The sequence below is a fragment of the Curtobacterium sp. 18060 genome (genome assembly GCF_902706105.1).
Taxonomy (GTDB): domain Bacteria; phylum Actinomycetota; class Actinomycetes; order Actinomycetales; family Microbacteriaceae; genus Curtobacterium.
The window spans coordinates 13,949-30,837 of the sequence record NZ_CACSJV010000045.1; the positions used below are offsets into that span (position 1 = coordinate 13,949).

The window sequence follows — 16,889 nt, forward strand, 5'->3', positions numbered from 1 at the left end:
GGTGCCTAGCGTGTGGACGTGGCCGAACCCGTCGACGCGTGGTGGCGCCGCCGACAGTGGTCGCGCGGCGAGGCGGTGCCGTACGCCGTCGGGCAGTTCCGCGCCGACTGGGCGCCGTACCCGGTGCTCATCCGGCAGTACCACCCGGACTGGAACCACGGCGTCGTCCTGACCCAGGTCCCGCCGGCGGCCGAGGTCCTGCTGACGTGGGAGTGCGACGTCGGCCACGTCTTCGTCGCCACGCCGTCCGAACAGCGCTCCCGGCCGGGTCGTGAACGCCGACGCTCGGTGTGGTGCCCGGCGTGCGCGGTGCAGGCGCAGCCGCAGCGCTGGCCGGTCCTGCCGTCCGACTGGCCGTCGCAGGTGCCGGTCCCGCAGCGGGTGGTCCGGGCCACCGGTCGCCAGACCCTGCCGGCCGCGCCCTCCCGCGGCACCCCGGCGGGTGCCGTCGCCTCGAGCCGCACCCGCGCACGTCGACCGGCACCGGGCACGCCGCGACGTCCGAGTCAGCCGGTGCCCCGCACGATCTGCCCGAAGACCCCGCGGCTGCCCTCGGGCGAGTCCTTCACGAGCGTCTGCGCCCCGGCGACGGCCTCCGCGGTCGAGGCCGAGCTGCGCGCGGCGCTGTCCGAACGGTTCGCGTTCACCTACGACCACTCCGCGATCCGCCTCGACCGTCCGTTCTTCGACCACGTCGAGGTCTGGCCGGACATCATCCTGCCCGAGCTGCGCGTCGCGATCGAGTACGACTCGACCGGTCGCCACGGCCTCGAGCACGTCGGCCCGCGGCAGGACACCGACCGCAGGAAGGACCGCGCCGTCCGCGCCGTCGGCTGGGAGGTCGTTCGCATCCGCACCGGACGCCTGCCGGCGCTCGGGCCGTACGACCTGCAGGTGTCCGGCATCTCCGGCCGGACCGTCGACCGGCTCGCCGACACCCTGCGGGAGATCCGCGGCGACCTCTTCGTGGACGCGTACGCACGGTGAGCGATCGGGGGACAAGACCGGCCGACGGGGTACACCCCGCCTGGGTCCTCCGCGGAGCGACCGGTAGGCAAGAGGAGTGACCCCTGCGTTCTGCCTCCACGCGTTGGGGGCGAGCTCCGAGGAGTTCGCCCTGCTCCGCCGCGCCCTGATCCGCGACGACCTCGAACTCATCGGGATCGACCTGCCCGGCTTCGGCCGCAGCCCGGCGTCGTCCGGCACGACCGTCGAGGAGATGGCCGTGCTCGTCGAGCGCGCGATCGGCGCCAGTGGCGCGAGCGAGTGGGTACTGGTCGGTCACTCCATGGGGGGCAAGGTCGCCACAGTCGTCGCGGACCGGACGATGTCCGGCGCGAACGGCCTGTTCGGGTTGCGCGCCGTGGTGCTGCTCGCGGCCTCGCCGCTGGCGCCCGAACCGATGGACGACGACCGCCGCGCCGCGATGCTGTCCTGGGCGGCGGACGGCCCGATCAGCGCGGCGCACGCCGCCGAGTTCGTCGACGCGAACACCGCGTCCACCCTGGCGCCCGAGCGACACACGACGGCCGTGCAGGACGTCGAGCGCGCCGATCCCGGTGCGTGGACGGCGTGGCTCACGCGCGGCAGCCGCGAGGACTGGTCCGACGCGGCCACGAACCCCGTGCCGGCACTCGTGCTCGCCGGTGCCGAGGACGGCGATCTGGACGCCGAGGCACAGCGGCGCCTGACGCTGCCGCACTGGCCCGACTCGGAGCTCCACGTCGTCGAGGGTGCCGCACACCTGCTGCCGTGGGAGCAGCCCGAGGCGGTGGCGGACCGCATCCGCGACTTCTGGGCCCGTCGGTTCACCGGGGCTCCCGTCGTGCCCGTCGAGCAGGCACGGGTGATCGCCTCGCCGCGGGTCAGCGCCCGGATGCGCTCCCTGTTGGCGGCCCGCGCGCTGCCCGATGACCCGTCCGCCGAACCGCGAGCGCTCACTGCTCGGCAGCTCGACACCCTCCGTGCGATCGCGCGCATCGTCGTGCCGCAGCCGGGCGACGGTCAGGTGGACCTCGCCCTGCGCGTCGACGACCAGCTCGCCGCGGGGCTCGGTGACGGATGGCGCGTCGACGGCATGCCCACCGACCTCGAGGCGTACCGGGCAGCGCTCGACGTGCTCGCCGAACCGGCACAGGACGGCGCGCTCGACAGTGCCCTGCAGGACGTGGCCGCCGGTCGGTACGGCGCCGACGGTGTGCCCGATGCCGGACGCGACGCCGTGCTGGACACCGAGATGGACGCAGCGCAGCTGCGCGCTTGGTACGAGGACGCCAGCGTCGACCTCGTGAAGCACTGGCTCGCGCACCCCGCGACGATGGCGGCCATCGACTTCGACGGCTTCGCGAACGGGGGCGACGGCGTCCGCAAGCAGGGCTTCCAGTTGCTCGCCGCCGACCAGCGCGAGGCCTGGGAGCCAGCGGCACCCGACCGCCGCGAGCGCACCGGCGACGACACGCACGACGACACGCGCAACATGCACGACGACACCACGACGACGGAAGCAGCACGATGAGACTCGACGGACAGCGCACCTACGGCACGGACGACGTCGTCGACGTGGTGGTCGTCGGCACCGGAGCCGGCGGAGCGCCCCTGCTGGCCTCCCTGGCCCGACGTGGCCTGCGGGTCGTCGCCCTCGAAGCCGGTCGCAACACCGAGCCGGGCGAGCACGTGCCCGACGAGGTCGCCGCCCCCGGTGACATCAACTGGATGGACGAGCGGCTGAGTGGCGGCGGCGCACCGACGGCGTTCGGCCCGAACAACAGCGGCACCGGAGTCGGTGGTTCGACGCTGCACTGGGGCGCGTTCACCCCGCGTCCGAGCACGCACGACCTGTCGCTCCGCTCCGCGTCCGGTGTCGGCGAGGACTGGCCGATCAGCCACGCCGAGCTCACCGGGTGGATCGAGCAGGTCGAACACGACGTCGGGGTCGCTGGCCCCGAGCACTACCCGTGGGACCCATCGCGCCGCTACCGGATGCGTCCGCCGGCGCGCAACGCCTCGTCGGACATGATGATGCGCGGGGCAGCGGCCGCCGGCATCACCGCGACCGACGCCCCCGTCGGGCTGACCACCGAGGACCGCCACCAGGAGCACCACGGCCTGCGGCACGCCTGCGTCTCCTGCGGCTCGTGCCACCAGGGCTGCCGCAACGGCGCGAAGGTCTCGATGGACACCACCTACCTGCCCGCCGCGGTGGCGTTCGGCGCCGAGATCCGGCCGGACTCGTTCGTGCACGGCATCGAGCTCGATGCTTCCGGCGAGGTCAGCGCCGTGCTGTACACCCACGACGGCCGCGAACACCGGCAGCGCTGCCGGGCCCTCGTGCTCGCCGCCGGCGGCATCGAGACCCCGCGCCTGCTGCTGCACACCGGGCTCGCGAACAGCAACGGCCAGGTCGGTCGGAACTTCACCGCGCACGGCGCCACCCAGGTCTGGGCACGGTTCGACGAGTCGATGCGCTCCTACCGCGGGTACCCGTCGTCGATCATCACCGAGGACTTCGTCCGTCCCGCCGACGCGGACTTCGCCGGCGGGTACCTGATCCAGAGCCTCGGCGTGCAGCCGCAGACCTTCGCCAACACGCTCATCCGGGGCGGCGGCCTGCGCGGCGCGGAGCTCGTGCGGGCGCTGCAGGACTACCCGCACTCCGCGGGCGTCGGCATCAACGCCGAGTGCCTGCCCTACGACGACAACCGGCTGGTCCTCGCGGACGAGGTCGACGAGCACGGCGTGCCACGCGCCCGGGTCTCGTTCACCCCGGGCGCGAACGAGGACGCGATCCGCCGCCACGCGGTCCGCACCATGACGACCATCGTCGAGGCCGCCGGCGGCAAGGACGTCCGGGTCCTCGAGCGCACCGCACACACCATCGGCACGGCCCGCATGGGCGCGGACCGCGAGACCTCGGTCGTCGACCCGGACGGCCGCTCGTGGGACGTCCCGAACCTGTGGATCGCCGACAACTCGGTGTTCCCGAGCGCCGTCATCGCGAACCCGGCGCTGACGATCATGGCGCTGTCCCTGCGCACCGCCGACCGGATGCTCCGCGCGGCCTGACCGGCCTGGGCGGGCCGCCGACGTGGGCGGGCTGCCGACGTGGGCGGGCCGCCGGCGCGGACGCGCTCCAGCCCGCTCGGTCAGCCGCGCAGGGCGAGTGCCTCGCTCGTCCACCGGGCGTGCAGGTCCCACGGGTCGTCCACCCCGGCGGCGACGGCAACGACGTGCGCGAGCAGCTCCGGTGTCGCCCGGAACCACTCGGTGCCGGGGTACCGGGTGGCCGCGAACTGCGCGTGCCGCCGACGTTCGAGTGACCGGTCGCCCCGCTCGAACGCCAGGAGGTCCTGGTGCGGGATCGCGGCCAGCCGCTGCCTCGGGTTCATCGTCGTGCCGATCTTCACCCGGTCGCCGAAGTCGTCGCGCATCCGCAGGTAGTACACGACGTCGACCCACGGGGGAGCGAGGTCGCCGTCGGGCACGTCGCCCCACCGCCACTCGCACCGTGCGCAGACGAACGCCGTCGGGAACCGCACCCCGACACGGGATCCGCACACTGAGCACGGTCCCGGCAGGGTGTCCTCGACGCCCACGTGCTCGGCCGCGAACTCGGTCACCAGCGTGACGTGCGTCGCGCACAGGGGCACGCCCGCGAGCGCGTCCGCAGCGGGACCCGCGCAACCCGGCACGCAGCACGACGAGGTGACCATGCCCGGAACGCTAGCCGGACCCACCGACGCGCCCCGGGCCTCCCGGCCGCCCTGCGCACCCGCGCACCCGTGCCGGACCGGTGCGTCCCTGCCGGGAACGGGCGTACCTGGTCGGTTGGAACGACCAGGTACGCCCGTTCCCGCTTCCCACCGCGTCCGTTCTGGGAAGGACCGGGCGTACCTGCCGGAACCGGGCGTACCTACCGGGACCGGGGCGCGCCCGAGCCGGACCGGTGCGTACCTACCGGAAACGGGCGTACTTGGTCGGTTGGAACGACCAGGTACGCCCGTTCCCGCTTCCCACCGCAACCGCTCTGGGAAGAACCGGGCAGGCCGAGACCGGTCAGTCGGTGAAGATCACACCGACCGGCTCGCGCTTCTCCTCCTGGAACTGGTCCTCGCCGCGGCCGAGCGCCCAGTAGGCCGACAGCGACATCTCGCGCTTCTCCAGCCCCCAGTCGTCCTGCAGCAGCCGACGGATCGCCTTCATCGCGGTCCGCTCGCCGTGTGCGAACACCTGGACCGGCCGGGAGGCACGGGGCAGCGCCCGGGCCGCGTCCAGCAGGAGCGTGCCCGGCTGGGCGCCGGTGGCGTCGCGGTGCAGCCACCGCAGGTCGACCCCGGCCGGGTGCGCGATCTCCTGCTCGTCGGCAGGGCCGGCGACCTCGACCAGGGCGACGCCCGTGGCCGCGTCGGACATCGACTCCAGCGCGGCGCCGATGGCCGGCAGGGCGCTGTCGTCGCCGAGCAGGACGTGGGTGACGTCCGGGTCGTCGACGGGCGCGTAGCCACCGCCGGGACCGGACAGCGCGAGCTTGTCGCCGGGCTGCGCCGCTGCGGCCCAGGGCCCGGCGAGCCCGTCGTCGCCGTGCACGACGAAGTCGACGGAGATCGTCTTCGCGGTGTGGTCGACAGCCCGCACCGTGTAGGTCCGGCGGGCCGGTCGGTCCTGCTTCGGCAGCGTCTCGCGCAGTTCCTCGAGGTCGTACGGGGGCTCGAGGCCGAGCGACGGCTTGGCGAGCAGGAGCTTGACGTACTTGTCGGTGGCGGCCAGCTTGTCCGGGTCGGCTGTGCCCACGAAGTCGTCGAAGGCCGGGCCACCGAGGTGGACGCGCACCATGTGGGGCGACAGTCGCTCGGTGCGGTCGACGACGAAGACGTGCTGGGGGCGTTTGGGCTTGGAGCTCATCGGTACGAGCGTCCTCTCTCCTGCTTGACGTTTGTCGAACTAAGGTTAGCCTTACCTCATGGACACGACCGTCATCCCGTTCTCCGAGCTGCTGCGCAAGCGCACGCGTCGCTCGCACGGTTCCTCGGCCGGGAACGGCTTCATGCACGACCTGCTCGGCGGGAAGTGCGACGTCGCCGACTACGCGGCGTTGCTCGGACAGTACTCGTTCGTCTACGACGCCCTCGAACGTGCGGCCGAGCGGATGGCGGACCACCCGGTGGCGGCGCCGTTCGTCACCTCGCAGCTGACCCGGATGCCGGCGATCCGCGCCGACCTCGAGTACCTGATCGGCCCGGACTGGTCCGAGCTGGTCTGCCCGCTCCCCGCCACGACGGCGTACGTGCGGCGGCTCAACGAGGTCGCGGCCGAGTGGCCGGGCGGCTTCGTCGCGCACCACTACACGCGGTACCTCGGCGACCTGTCCGGCGGGCAGATGATCGGTCGGATGCTCTCCGACCAGTTCGGCTTCGACACGAACGGCGTCCTGTTCTACATCTTCGACCAGGTCGCGGACCCGAGTGCCTTCAAGGACACCTACCGTGCGCAGCTCGACGCGGCACCGTGGACGGCCGACGAGCAGGAGCGGGTCATCGCCGAGGTCGAACTGGCGTACTCGCTCAACAACGGCCTGCTCGAGGGGCTCGATGCCCGGCGTCGCCCGGTGACCGACGGGGCCGGCGACGTGGCGGTGACCGCGTGACCGAGCCGTTCGACGACGAGGCGCGCCGAGCGATCCTCCGGCACATGAACGCCGACCACGCGGTCGACAACCTGGCGATCGTCCGCGCGAACGGGGCCGCGACCGCGGTGGCCGCGACGATGACCGAGATCGACGCGATCGCCGGTGTCTGGCTCGCCCGGCTCGACGACGGCGACGAGGAACAGGTCATCGTGCCCTGGACGTCGCCGCTGACCGACCGCCGCTCGGCGCGGGTGCAGATCGTCGAGGTCCACTCCGCCGCGCAGGCCCAGCTCGCCGAACCGAGCTGAACCGAGCCGAACGGCGCTGAACCGCGCTGAACCGCGCTGAACCGAGCCGATCCGCGCCGACCACAGACCCGCCGGGATCGCGGACCGCGTCGCAACTGCAGGGGTGCTCCCGCCACGCGTCGCGATCCCGGCGTCCCCCCTGCATGCCCGCGCTGCGCGCGCGGACGCGTTGCGCACACCCTGCCCGCTGGTCCGTCCGGACGGTCGACGTCACGGGTGGCCGCGGGCCGATACGCTGCTCGGAGCCGGGACGGTGTTCCCGGACGACCCCGAAAGGACCCCATGACGGCGATCGACGGATCGGCGCGCCATGAGCGCGCTCGGGACGACGTCAGCGGCGCGGTCGACAGTGACCTGCGCGCCGACGTGCGCTACCTCGGCAACCTGCTCGGCCGGGTGCTGCGCGAGAACGGTGGCGACGAGCTGCTGCGTGACGTGGAGTCGCTGCGTGCGGCCGTGATCGACGCCTACGAGGGCGACCACGCCGAGGGTGCTGCCCGCGCGCAGACCCTCGTGTCCGCGATGTCGGCCGAGCGCGCCGAAGCGGTGGCGCAGGCCTTCACGACGTACTTCCACCTCACGAACCTGGCCGAGGAGCACCACCGCGTGCGGGTGCTCCGGCAGCGCGGCGACGACGGCGGCCTGGCCGGCGACTCGTTCCCGGCGACCTACGCGGAACTCGTGGCCGAGGTCGGCGAGGCCGAGGCGGCCGAGCGACTCCGGACGCTGCGGTTCCACCCGGTGCTGACCGCACACCCGACCGAGGCCCGCCGTCGTGCGGTCACCACGGGCGTGCGTCGCATCACGGACCTCATCGACGAGCGCGACCGCTCGAAGAACGCCACGGCACGTGCCGAGAACGAGCGACGGCTGCTCGAGGAGATCACGACGCTCCTGCGCACCTCGCCGCTCCGCACGACCCGCCCGACCCCGCTCGACGAGGTCCGCACCGCGATGAGCGTCTTCGACCAGACGCTGTTCGAGATCGTCCCGCAGGTGTACCGCCTGCTCGACGACCGGCTGCAGGGCGACGACGCCGGGCGCGCACCGGTGACGGCGCCCGCGTTCGTGCGGTTCGGCACCTGGATCGGTGGCGACCGCGACGGCAACCCGCACGTGACCGCCGACATCACGCGCCAGGCTGCGGAGATCGCGGCCGAGCACATCCTGATCGGGCTCACCCGTGCCACCACCCGCATCGGCAGCGCCCTGACCCTCGACGCGAGCGACACCCCGGCCGACGCCGGGCTCACCGCGCTCGTGGCGGCGCAGGAGTCACTCGACCCGGGCATCGCCGAGCGCATCGGCGTCCGCGCCCCGAACGAGACCCACCGCCGCGCGCTCCTGTTCACCGCCGCGCGCATCGACGCCACCCGCCAGGGCACGACGCCGCTCGCGTACGACGGCCCGGACGCCCTGCTCGCCGACCTCCGGACGATCCAGGCGTCGCTCGTCGCCGCCGGCGCGATCCGGCCGGCGAACGGTGAGCTGCAGAACCTCATCTGGCAGGTCGAGACCTTCGGGTTCCACCTGGCCGAGCTCGAGGTCCGGCAGCACTCGCAGGTGCACCGCACGGCCCTGGCGGAGATCCGGGCCGGCGGCGCGCTGAGCGAGACCACCGAAGAGGTCCTCGCGGTCTTCCGGACCATCGCCGACCTGCAGGACCGCTACGGGGTCCGTGCCGCCAGCCGGTACATCGTGTCCTTCACGCAGTCGGCGGCGGACCTGGCGAACGTGCACGAGCTCGCCGTCGCCGCACTCGGCTCGCCCGAGGCCGCCCCGGTGCTCGACGTCATCCCGCTCTTCGAGACCTTCGCCGACCTGCACGCCAGCGTCGACATCCTCGACGAGGCCGTCCGCACCGAGACGTTCCAGCGTCGTCTGGCCGCGACCGGCCGTCGGCTCGAGGTCATGCTCGGCTACTCGGACTCGTCGAAGGACGTCGGTCCGGTCTCCGCGAACTTGGCGCTCTACGACGCCCAGGCCCGCATCGCCGACTGGGCGCGGGACAACGAGGTCGAGCTCACCCTGTTCCACGGTCGCGGCGGTTCGCTCGGCCGCGGCGGCGGGCCGGCCAACGAGGCCGTCCTCGCGCAGCCGCCGGGATCGATCGACGGTCGCCTGAAGCTCACCGAACAGGGCGAGGTCATCTTCGCGCAGTACGGCGACCAGGACATCGCGGCCCGTCACCTCGAGCAGATGGCCTCGGCCACCCTGTTCGCGTCGTCGCCGTCCAACGAGGCGCGCACGGCCGCTGCTGCCATCCGGTTCGCCGACCTCGCGCAGCAGCTGGACGACGTCTCGCGCGTCGCGTTCTACGACCTGGTCAAGGCGGACGGGTTCGCTCCGTGGTTCGCACGGGTCACCCCGATGGAGGAGATCGGTCTGCTCCCGCTCGGCTCCCGCCCGGCCCGCCGCGGGCTGTCGGTCGAGTCGCTCGAGGACCTCCGGGCGATCCCGTGGGTGTTCTCGTGGACTCAGGCGCGGATCAACCTGGCCGGCTGGTACGGGCTCGGCTCCGCGCTCGAGGCGGTCGGTGACGTCGACGTCCTGCGTGCCGCCTACGCCGAGTGGCCGCTGTTCGGCGCGATGATCAAGAACGTCGAGATGTCGCTCGCGAAGACCGACGAGCACATCGCCCGCCGGTACCTCGAGCTCGCGGACCGCGACGACCTCGCCGCCAAGGTGCTCGACGAGATGACGCGGACCCGTGACTGGGTGCTCCGGATCTCGGGTGGCAGCGACGTGCTCGAGGACCGTCCGGTCCTGGCCCGGGCCGTGCGCCTGCGCAGCCCCTACGTCGACGCCCTGTCGCACCTGCAGCTCCGCGCGCTCCGGTCCATCCGGACGACGGGCAGCACCGACCCGACGGACGCCGACCACCGTCTGCTCCTGCTCACCGTGAACGGGATCGCCGCCGGCCTGCAGAACACCGGCTGACGCCGGCAGCCCCGCACCGCCGAGTGGTCACCAACCGTCGGCTCCGTCGTCGCCGCGCGACCGTTCGCGACCACTCGGCGGACGTGAGCGGCGCGCCGTGACCGCTCGCGGTGGCGGACGGGAGGCCCGTGGCGGCGCTGTCCCGGGCCTCCCGTCCGGCGCCGCGCACGTCCAGGGCTGCACCGTCGAGCGGTCACGCGACGTCGGCTGCCCGGTCGCCGCGCGACGGTTCGCGACCACTCGGCAGACGTGAGCGGCGCGCAGACCGCCGTCGAATCGATTCGGGTGCGCGTAGCGTGTCGGTCGTGACGACGGAGCGCACCCGGAAGCCGACCACGACCACCCTGCCGCCGATCGTGCCGCTGGCCCTGATCGTCGGGGTGTCGCCGTTCGCCACGGACATGTACATCCCGGCGCTCCCGCAGATCGCCCACGACCTCGGCACGACCCCCGGTGCCGTGCAGCTGTCGCTCACGGCGTTCCTCGTCGCCTTCGCGGTCGGGCAGTTGCTCGTCGGACCCGTCAGCGACGGGGTCGGTCGGCGGCCGATGCTCGTCGTCGGCACCGCGGTGTTCGCGCTCGCCTCGGTCGGGTGCGCCCTCGCGCCGGACGTCGTCACGCTCGTCCTCGCCCGCATCGCCCAGGGGCTCGGCGGGGCGGCCGGAGCGGTCGCCGGCCGGGCGATGGTGTCGGACGTGGCGAGCGGGACCCGGATGGCGAAGGTCTTCGGCACGCTCGCCGCGATCAACGCGATCGGCCCCGTCGTGGCACCGCTGGCCGGAGGCGCCGTGCTGACGTTCGGCACGTGGCGGATCATGTTCGTCGTGCTCGCGGTGCTCGGCGCGCTGTTCTTCGCGATGGTGGTGCTGCGGTTCCGCGAGACCCTGCCGCCGGAGCGACGCGGGGGCGTGGGCTTCGCCGCGAACGGCCGACGCATCCGTGAACTGCTGGCGATCCCGCGGTTCCGGGCCTACGTGCTGAGCGGGGTGCTGTCCACCGTGGGGTTCTTCGCGTACATCGCGACCAGCTCGTTCGTGTTCCAGACCCAGTTCGGCTTCTCCGAGGGAATGTACACGCTGGTCTTCGCCACGAACGCCTCGATGATGATCGTCACCACGTTGGTGTTCGGCCGGGTCGTCGGACGGTTCTCCGAGGACTCCCTGCTCACCGTCGGACTGCTCGTCGGCACCGCGGGCGCGGCGGCGGTCCTCGTCTCGGCGCTGCTCGACCTCGGTCCGGTGCCGGTCTGGTGCGCCCTCGCGGTCGTCACGGGTGCGTGGGGCTTCGTGCTGCCCGCGGCGATGACCCGGACGCAGCACGTCGGGGCTGCGCACCCGGGGACGGCCGCGGCCCTGCAGGGCGGCCTGACGTTCGGGATCGGCGGCCTCGGGACACCGCTCGCCGGCGCGCTCGGCGGGACCGCGCTGGCGATGGGCGGGGTCATGGCAGCGCTCATGGCCGCAGCCGTCGTGGTGCAGGTCACCGCGACGCGTCGGGACCGCAGCGGGACCTGACGCGGCGGAGCCGGTAGGTTGCTGGTTGCAAGGCGCACCGATCAGAGGAGACCACCCGGCATGGACATCGTCGTACACGAAGCGCAGCCCGACACCGCGGTACTCGAGTGCAGCGGGCGCCTCAACATGGTGTCCGCCCCCGAGTTCCGCGAGGCGGTCGCGAAGGTCGTCGACAACGGACGTGCCCGCGTCGTGGTCGAGCTCTCCGGTGTCGAGTTCATGGACTCGTCCGGGCTCGGCGCGCTGGTCGGCAGCCTGAAGACCGCGCGGCAGGCGGGCGGCGACCTCCGCATCGCAGCGCCGTCCGAGCAGGTGCAGATGGTCCTGCAGCTCTCCAACATCGACAAGATCCTCCGCACGTACCCCGACGGGGACGCTGCGGTCACCGACTGGTGATGACCGCCTCGGCCGCCGAGCACACGCTCGCGTTGTCGTGCCCGCCGGACGACGTGTCCGCCGTGCACGAGTTCCTGGCGGGCGTGTGGCAGCACGAACCCTCGGTCTCCGTCGAGGACCGGATGGCCCTCGAGCTCGCGATCGTCGAACTCACCTCGAACGTGATCGAGCACGGGACACGCCCGGAGGGCGTCTCCTGCCGTCTGCGCCTCGAGATCGGAGCGGACCGGTTCGCCGCACTGCTCTCCGATGACGGCGTCGCCGCCACCGTGGACACCGAGTCGGCCGAGTTGCCCGACGGACTCGCCGAGAGCGGTCGCGGACTCGCCCTGGTCCGGATGGTCGTGGACGACCTGCGGTACGAGCGGATCGCCGACGAGAACCGGTGGACGGTCCTGCGCGCCCGTCACTGACCGCCACCACGCGACCCGTCGCTTCGTCCGTCTCGCGCACTCCGTGGGCCACAATCCGCAAGGTGCCGCGGGGGATTCCCGGGCTTCCTGGCCGCCGTGTCACGATTCGCGCGATGACAGCCGAACCGGATCCCAGGATCAGCTTCGAGACGTCGGGGGCCGATCTCGACGCTGCCGTGCACATGTACGAGGACGCCTACGCCAGTGTGGGCTTCACAGCGACCCGCACGGAGCGTCCGTTCGCGTACCGTTTCCGCGTCGTCGGCGACGACGTGATGTCGTTCCGATCGACCCGGTTCGACGCCCGCATGCAGGGTGAGCTGGACGTCCGCGACGAGTACGTCGTCATGTGGATCACGGACGGCGGCGGGCGCGTCGACATCGGCCGGCAAGAGGTCGCGTTCACGCCCGCCACCCCGATGATGTTCCCGACCGGCCGTCCCTTCGCCTTCGACCTGCAGGACGTCCGACAGAGCCTGGTGCAGTTCGACCGCACCGCCCTGGAGCGCGTCGCCGCCGAGGTCCACGGTGCGCAGCCGGGTCCGCTCGTCTTCGACCACACGGCGACGCCGCGCACGGCCGAGCTGCGGGGCTGGAACGCGCAGGTCCAGCGTGCCGCGGCGGTCGTGCTCGGTCGGGCGTCGGTCAGTTCGCTCGCCCTGGCCGAGGTCGCGCGGGACACTGCACGGTCCCTGCTCCGGACGTTCCCGCACAAGCTGCTGGCCCCGGACGTCCCCCTGCCGCAGGGCGCCACGGGCCGTGTCCGCGAGGCCGTCGAGTACATGCACGCCTTCGCGCACACGCCGATCTCGACCACCGACGTCGCCGAGCACGTCGGGTTGAGCGTCCGCGGCCTGCAGCAGGCGTTCCAGCGGCAGGTCGGCACCGCCCCGAACGCGATGCTGCGCGGGATCCGTCTCGATCGGGTGCGCGAGGAGCTCCGCCGTGCGTCGACGGGCGACCTGACCGTGGCGAGCGTGGCGATGCGGTGGGGCTTCGCGCACCTCGGTCGGTTCTCGGCGGCGTACGCAGCGCGCTTCTCCGAGTACCCGCGCGACACCCTGCAGCGCTAGGTCCGTCCGGGGTTCGCTACGCTGCCCGGGTGAGCAGACCTCGACCGTGGGTGATCGTGCCCGGGATCTGGAACTCCGACGCGGAGCACTGGCAGTCCGTCTGGCAGCGGGAGCGTGGCGACGCCGCCGTCCGCATCGCACCGGCGTCCTGGGGTGAGCCGGACCCGGGGGACTGGCGAGACTCCATCTCCCGCGCGGTCGCGTCGTGCGCCGAACCGCCGGTGCTCGTGGCGCACAGCCTGGGCGTGCTCGCCGTCGCCGACTGGCTCGTCGCCGCCGCCGCAGACGCTGCAGACGCCGCAGCCGTCGCGGGCGCCGCCGGTCCCACCGTCGCCGGCGCCTTCCTCGTCGCGCCGCCGGACCCCGCGGCACCGGGCTTCCCCGCGGCCGCCTCCGGGTTCGCCGCGCCCCGCCCGATCCCGGCCGGCACCGCAGCGGCCCGCGTTCCACTCCGCCTGGTGGTGAGCGACGACGACCCGTACTGCACTGCCGACCGTGCTCTGGCGTTCGCAGAGACGATGGGGGCCGCGGTACTCCGGGTCGGCCCGCTCGGCCACGTCAACGTCGCCAGCGGTGTCGGCGCCTGGCCCGCCGGTCGGGAGCTCCTCGGCGCGTTCGAGCGGACGCTCTGACCCGACCCCCGGGGCGACGGGCGACACGCCGTTCACGTTCGGGGCGATATGGCAGGGATTGCTCCGACACACCGCGGATGTCCCGAGTTTCGGCGCGCGCGATATTTATCCTTCGGACATGGAGACCCAGTCCGGTGCACGCACCCCCCTCGTCGACCCGTTCGGTCGCGAGGTCGAGGAGTGGCTCCGCGACGCCCCGGCGACGCGCACGCCGTACGTGGCGGACCTCGTGGTCCCGCCCGTCACCGGCCCGGTGCAGCGCCCCGGCGCCGTGGCCGACGCCACCGCCGTCCGGACGCCGGACCCCAGCAGCGCGGCTGCAGCAGTCGCCGCGCCCGAAGCCAGCACCGCGCCTGAAGCCAGCACCGCGCCCGAAGCCAGCACCGCGCCCGAAGCCACCACCGCGCCCGCAGCCCCAGCGTTCCGCCGCGACCGCGCCCGGCACGCCGCCGTCTGCGCACCGTCGTTCCCCGAACCGCCGGAGCGTCTCGCCCTGCGCATCGAGGACCTCGCGATCGAGGTCTCGTCGTCCACCGGTCGCAGCACCATCGAGCGGATCGTCCTGCTCGAGGACGAGGTCCGTCGCCGCGACGAGGACCTCGCCCGCCTCGCCGCCTGGGAGGCCACCGTCGACGGCGCGGACGACCCGGAGGTCACCGCAGCCCGCGCCTTCGCCCAGACCGTCTTCGCGGACCTGCTCGAGGACGCCGCCGCCGAGTCGGACCGTCGCGACCGTGCAGCCGCCCGCCGTGCCGCGACCGCTCCGGTCGCCGTCGTGACCGGCGTCGCCCCCGCTCCCGCGGTGGCCGTGGTCCGCCCCGCACCGGCGGCAGCAGCCGCACCGGCAGCCGACGTCGTCACGGCGACCCCGGCCGTGGCGCTGGTCGCCCCGGAACTCGACGAGCCCGTGCGACCGGTGCTGGGCCTCCCGGCCGTGTCGCCGGTGTCCGCGAACACGCGACCCACGCCGCTCGTCCAGCCCGCCACCGGGCCGACGGTCATCGACCGTGCCGCGTTCGCGGCCGCCCTCACCGCCCACCAGGGCACGACCGCGAGCACGCCCGTCGTGCTGCCGGACGTGATCGCCGTACCCGTCGTCGAGACGGCCGCACCGGCGAGCGTCGACACCGAAACCGGCACCGACACCGAAACCGGCACCGACGAGCCGGCCCGGCCCGGCTGGTGGTCGCGACTCGTCGCCGGCCTGCTCCGTGCGCTCGGTCGCCGCTGACCGGGAGGCCCGGATCACCCCGCGCGGACCGGCTGCCGGTGCCGACGCGGTCGCCTCGGTAGACTGACCGGATGCCGACGCTCCGCGAACTCCAGGCCGTGATCGAAGACCTGTGGCCCGCCGCAGGAGCCGAGTCGTGGGACGCCGTCGGACTGGTCGCCGGGGACCCGGACGCCACCGTCGAGCACGTCCACCTGGCCGTCGACGCCGTCCCCGCGACCGCACGTGAAGCGGTCGAGCTCGGTGCCGGGCTCCTGCTCACGCACCACCCGCTCCTGCTCCGCGGCGTCACGACGATCGCCGAGTCGACGTACAAGGGCAGCGTCCTCGCGACCCTCGTGCGCGGTGGCAGCGCCCTGATCGCGGCCCACACCAACGCCGACGTCGTCACCACCGGTACCTCGGCCGTGCTCGCCGACCGGATCGGCCTCACCGACCAGCGTCCGCTCGACGCGGGCGCCGACCCCGCGACGGGCATCGGCCGCGTCGGGGTCCTCGCCGAGGGCACGACCCTCGGCGCCCTGGCACGGAAACTCGTCGACCTGCTGCCGCCCACCGCGACCGGGGTCCGGGTGTCCGGCGACTTCGACCAGCCCGTCCGCACCGTGGCACTGTGCGCCGGCGCGGGGGACTCGCTGCTCGGCCACCCCGCCGTCCTCGCTGCCGACGTGTACATCACGAGCGACCTCCGCCACCACCCGGCGTCCGAGTTCCGCGAGCAGGCGCTGCTCGGCGGCGGTCCCGCCCTCATCGACACCTCGCACTGGGCCACCGAGTGGCTCTGGCTCGACGTCGCGGCCGCACAACTGCGCCAGGCTGCCGGCGTCCGGGTCACCGTGAGCGACCTCCGCACCGACCCGTGGGACTTCGCGGTCCTGCCGGCGGCCGAACCCACCACCCCCACTGAAGGAGTCTGACCATGAAGGCAGCACCCGAGGACCAGGTCATCCTCCTCGACGTCCAACGACTCGACAACGACGTCACCCGCATCGCGCACCGCATCACGTCGCTGCAGAAGGGCGACCAGCTCACCGGACTCGGCACCAAGGCCGCCGGGCTGCGCAGCGAACTCGTCGCCGCGACCGGCCTGGTCGAGGACGCCGAACGCGAACTCGCCCGCCTGGAGTCCGACACCGCCACCGCGCAGGCCCGCGTCGAGCGCGACACCACGATGCTGCAGAACGTGTCGAACTCGAAGGACGCGACCGGCCTGCAGAACGAGCTCGAGTCGCTGCAGCGCCGCATCGGTGGCCTCGAGACCGCCGAACTCGAGGTCATGGAGAACCTCGACGGCCTCCGCGCTCGGGTCGGCGACATCGAGGCGCAGCTCGCCGACGTCGAAGCCGCCCGCTCCGGCCTGGTCGCCGAGCGTGACGCCGAGATCGCGCGGCTGTCGTCCGACCGCGCGTCCGCCGAGCAGGCCCGGGCCGACGTCGCCGCGAAGGTGCCGGCCGAGCTGCTCGCGCTCTACGACCGGCAGCGTGCCCGCTACGGCTTCGGCGCTTCGCTGCTGCAGGGTGGGGTGTCGACGGCGTCGGGCGTGGCGCTGAACAACTCCGACCTGCAGGACATCCGCCGGGCCGCGCCGGACGATGTCGTGCTGTGCCCGGACAGCGACGCGATCCTGGTGCGCACGGCCGAGTCCGGGCTGTAGGCGCTCGCACGCTGTCGACGGCAGGCGCGGTGCCAGCTGGCACCGCGCCTGCCGTCTGTGGTGCACGGTGCGGGGGCTCGCGGTGCGGGGGCGCGCGGTGCGGGGG

Annotated in this window: 16 protein-coding genes; 14 read left to right on the plus strand and 2 right to left on the minus strand. The window is 73.4% G+C overall.

Going from position 1 to position 16,889, the window contains the following annotated elements:
• Nucleotides 1–18 precede the first annotated feature (18 nt).
• The 3 genes from GVL05_RS16045 (at nt 19) to GVL05_RS16055 (ending at nt 4,062) form a co-directional block, all read left to right on the plus strand.
• Nucleotides 19–987 carry a hypothetical protein gene (locus tag GVL05_RS16045; RefSeq protein ID WP_159573786.1) on the plus strand — a complete coding sequence of 323 codons (969 nt, stop codon included), beginning with the start codon at nt 19–21 and terminating at the stop codon, nt 985–987.
• Nucleotides 988–1,063: 76 nt separating this feature from the next.
• Nucleotides 1,064–2,515, plus strand: a complete 1,452-nt coding sequence (locus tag GVL05_RS16050; protein ID WP_159573787.1) for an alpha/beta fold hydrolase — start codon at nt 1,064–1,066, stop codon at nt 2,513–2,515.
• Nucleotides 2,512–4,062: a GMC family oxidoreductase gene (locus GVL05_RS16055; protein ID WP_123938197.1), complete on the plus strand. Its 1,551-nt coding sequence runs from the start codon at nt 2,512–2,514 to the stop codon at nt 4,060–4,062. The genes GVL05_RS16050 and GVL05_RS16055 overlap by 4 nt, the downstream gene beginning before the upstream one ends.
• Before the next feature lie 80 nt (nt 4,063–4,142).
• On the opposite strand, the gene GVL05_RS16060 is transcribed toward GVL05_RS16055, so the two are convergent.
• Nucleotides 4,143–4,709 (minus strand): GIY-YIG nuclease family protein, encoded by a 567-nt coding sequence (locus GVL05_RS16060; protein WP_159573788.1) that lies wholly within the window; start codon nt 4,707–4,709, stop codon nt 4,143–4,145.
• Between the two features lie 343 nt (nt 4,710–5,052).
• Nucleotides 5,053–5,898 carry a siderophore-interacting protein gene (locus tag GVL05_RS16065; RefSeq protein ID WP_159573789.1) on the minus strand — a complete coding sequence of 282 codons (846 nt, stop codon included), beginning with the start codon at nt 5,896–5,898 and terminating at the stop codon, nt 5,053–5,055.
• 58 nt (nt 5,899–5,956) lie between these two features.
• On the opposite strand from GVL05_RS16065, the gene GVL05_RS16070 reads away from it, so the two are divergent.
• From GVL05_RS16070 to GVL05_RS16120, 11 genes are all read left to right on the plus strand, one after another.
• Nucleotides 5,957–6,640, plus strand: coding sequence for a heme oxygenase (biliverdin-producing) (locus GVL05_RS16070; RefSeq protein WP_131878766.1), 684 nt, complete (start codon nt 5,957–5,959; stop codon nt 6,638–6,640).
• Nucleotides 6,637–6,930, plus strand: a complete 294-nt coding sequence (locus GVL05_RS16075; protein ID WP_200849248.1) for a DUF2470 domain-containing protein — start codon at nt 6,637–6,639, stop codon at nt 6,928–6,930. The genes GVL05_RS16070 and GVL05_RS16075 overlap by 4 nt, the downstream gene beginning before the upstream one ends.
• A 282-nt stretch (nt 6,931–7,212) precedes the next feature.
• Nucleotides 7,213–9,870 carry a phosphoenolpyruvate carboxylase gene (locus GVL05_RS16080; protein WP_159573790.1) on the plus strand — a complete coding sequence of 886 codons (2,658 nt, stop codon included), beginning with the start codon at nt 7,213–7,215 and terminating at the stop codon, nt 9,868–9,870.
• 305 nt (nt 9,871–10,175) lie between these two features.
• Nucleotides 10,176–11,384: a multidrug effflux MFS transporter gene (locus GVL05_RS16085; protein ID WP_235036022.1), complete on the plus strand. Its 1,209-nt coding sequence runs from the start codon at nt 10,176–10,178 to the stop codon at nt 11,382–11,384.
• A 60-nt stretch (nt 11,385–11,444) separates the two neighbouring features.
• Nucleotides 11,445–11,780, plus strand: a complete 336-nt coding sequence (locus GVL05_RS16090; protein ID WP_123292661.1) for an STAS domain-containing protein — start codon at nt 11,445–11,447, stop codon at nt 11,778–11,780.
• On the plus strand, nt 11,780–12,193 hold the full coding sequence (locus GVL05_RS16095) for an ATP-binding protein (protein ID WP_111085614.1): 414 nt from the start codon (nt 11,780–11,782) through the stop codon (nt 12,191–12,193). The genes GVL05_RS16090 and GVL05_RS16095 overlap by 1 nt, the downstream gene beginning before the upstream one ends.
• Nucleotides 12,194–12,306: 113 nt before the next feature.
• Entirely contained in the window at nt 12,307–13,266 is a 960-nt protein-coding gene (locus GVL05_RS16100; RefSeq protein ID WP_132100488.1) for an AraC family transcriptional regulator, read from the plus strand.
• A 29-nt stretch (nt 13,267–13,295) separates the two neighbouring features.
• Nucleotides 13,296–13,898 carry an alpha/beta hydrolase gene (locus GVL05_RS16105; RefSeq protein ID WP_159573791.1) on the plus strand — a complete coding sequence of 201 codons (603 nt, stop codon included), beginning with the start codon at nt 13,296–13,298 and terminating at the stop codon, nt 13,896–13,898.
• Between the two features lie 118 nt (nt 13,899–14,016).
• The gene (locus tag GVL05_RS16110; protein ID WP_159573792.1) at nt 14,017–15,129 is read left to right on the plus strand and encodes a hypothetical protein; all 1,113 of its coding nucleotides are present in this window, start codon (nt 14,017–14,019) and stop codon (nt 15,127–15,129) included.
• Nucleotides 15,130–15,200: 71 nt separating this feature from the next.
• A complete protein-coding gene (locus GVL05_RS16115; RefSeq protein ID WP_131920338.1) occupies nt 15,201–16,046 on the plus strand; it encodes a Nif3-like dinuclear metal center hexameric protein in 846 nt (281 codons plus the stop codon).
• 2 nt (nt 16,047–16,048) lie between these two features.
• Entirely contained in the window at nt 16,049–16,783 is a 735-nt protein-coding gene (locus tag GVL05_RS16120) for a zinc ribbon domain-containing protein (RefSeq protein ID WP_123340505.1), read from the plus strand.
• Nucleotides 16,784–16,889 lie beyond the last annotated feature (106 nt).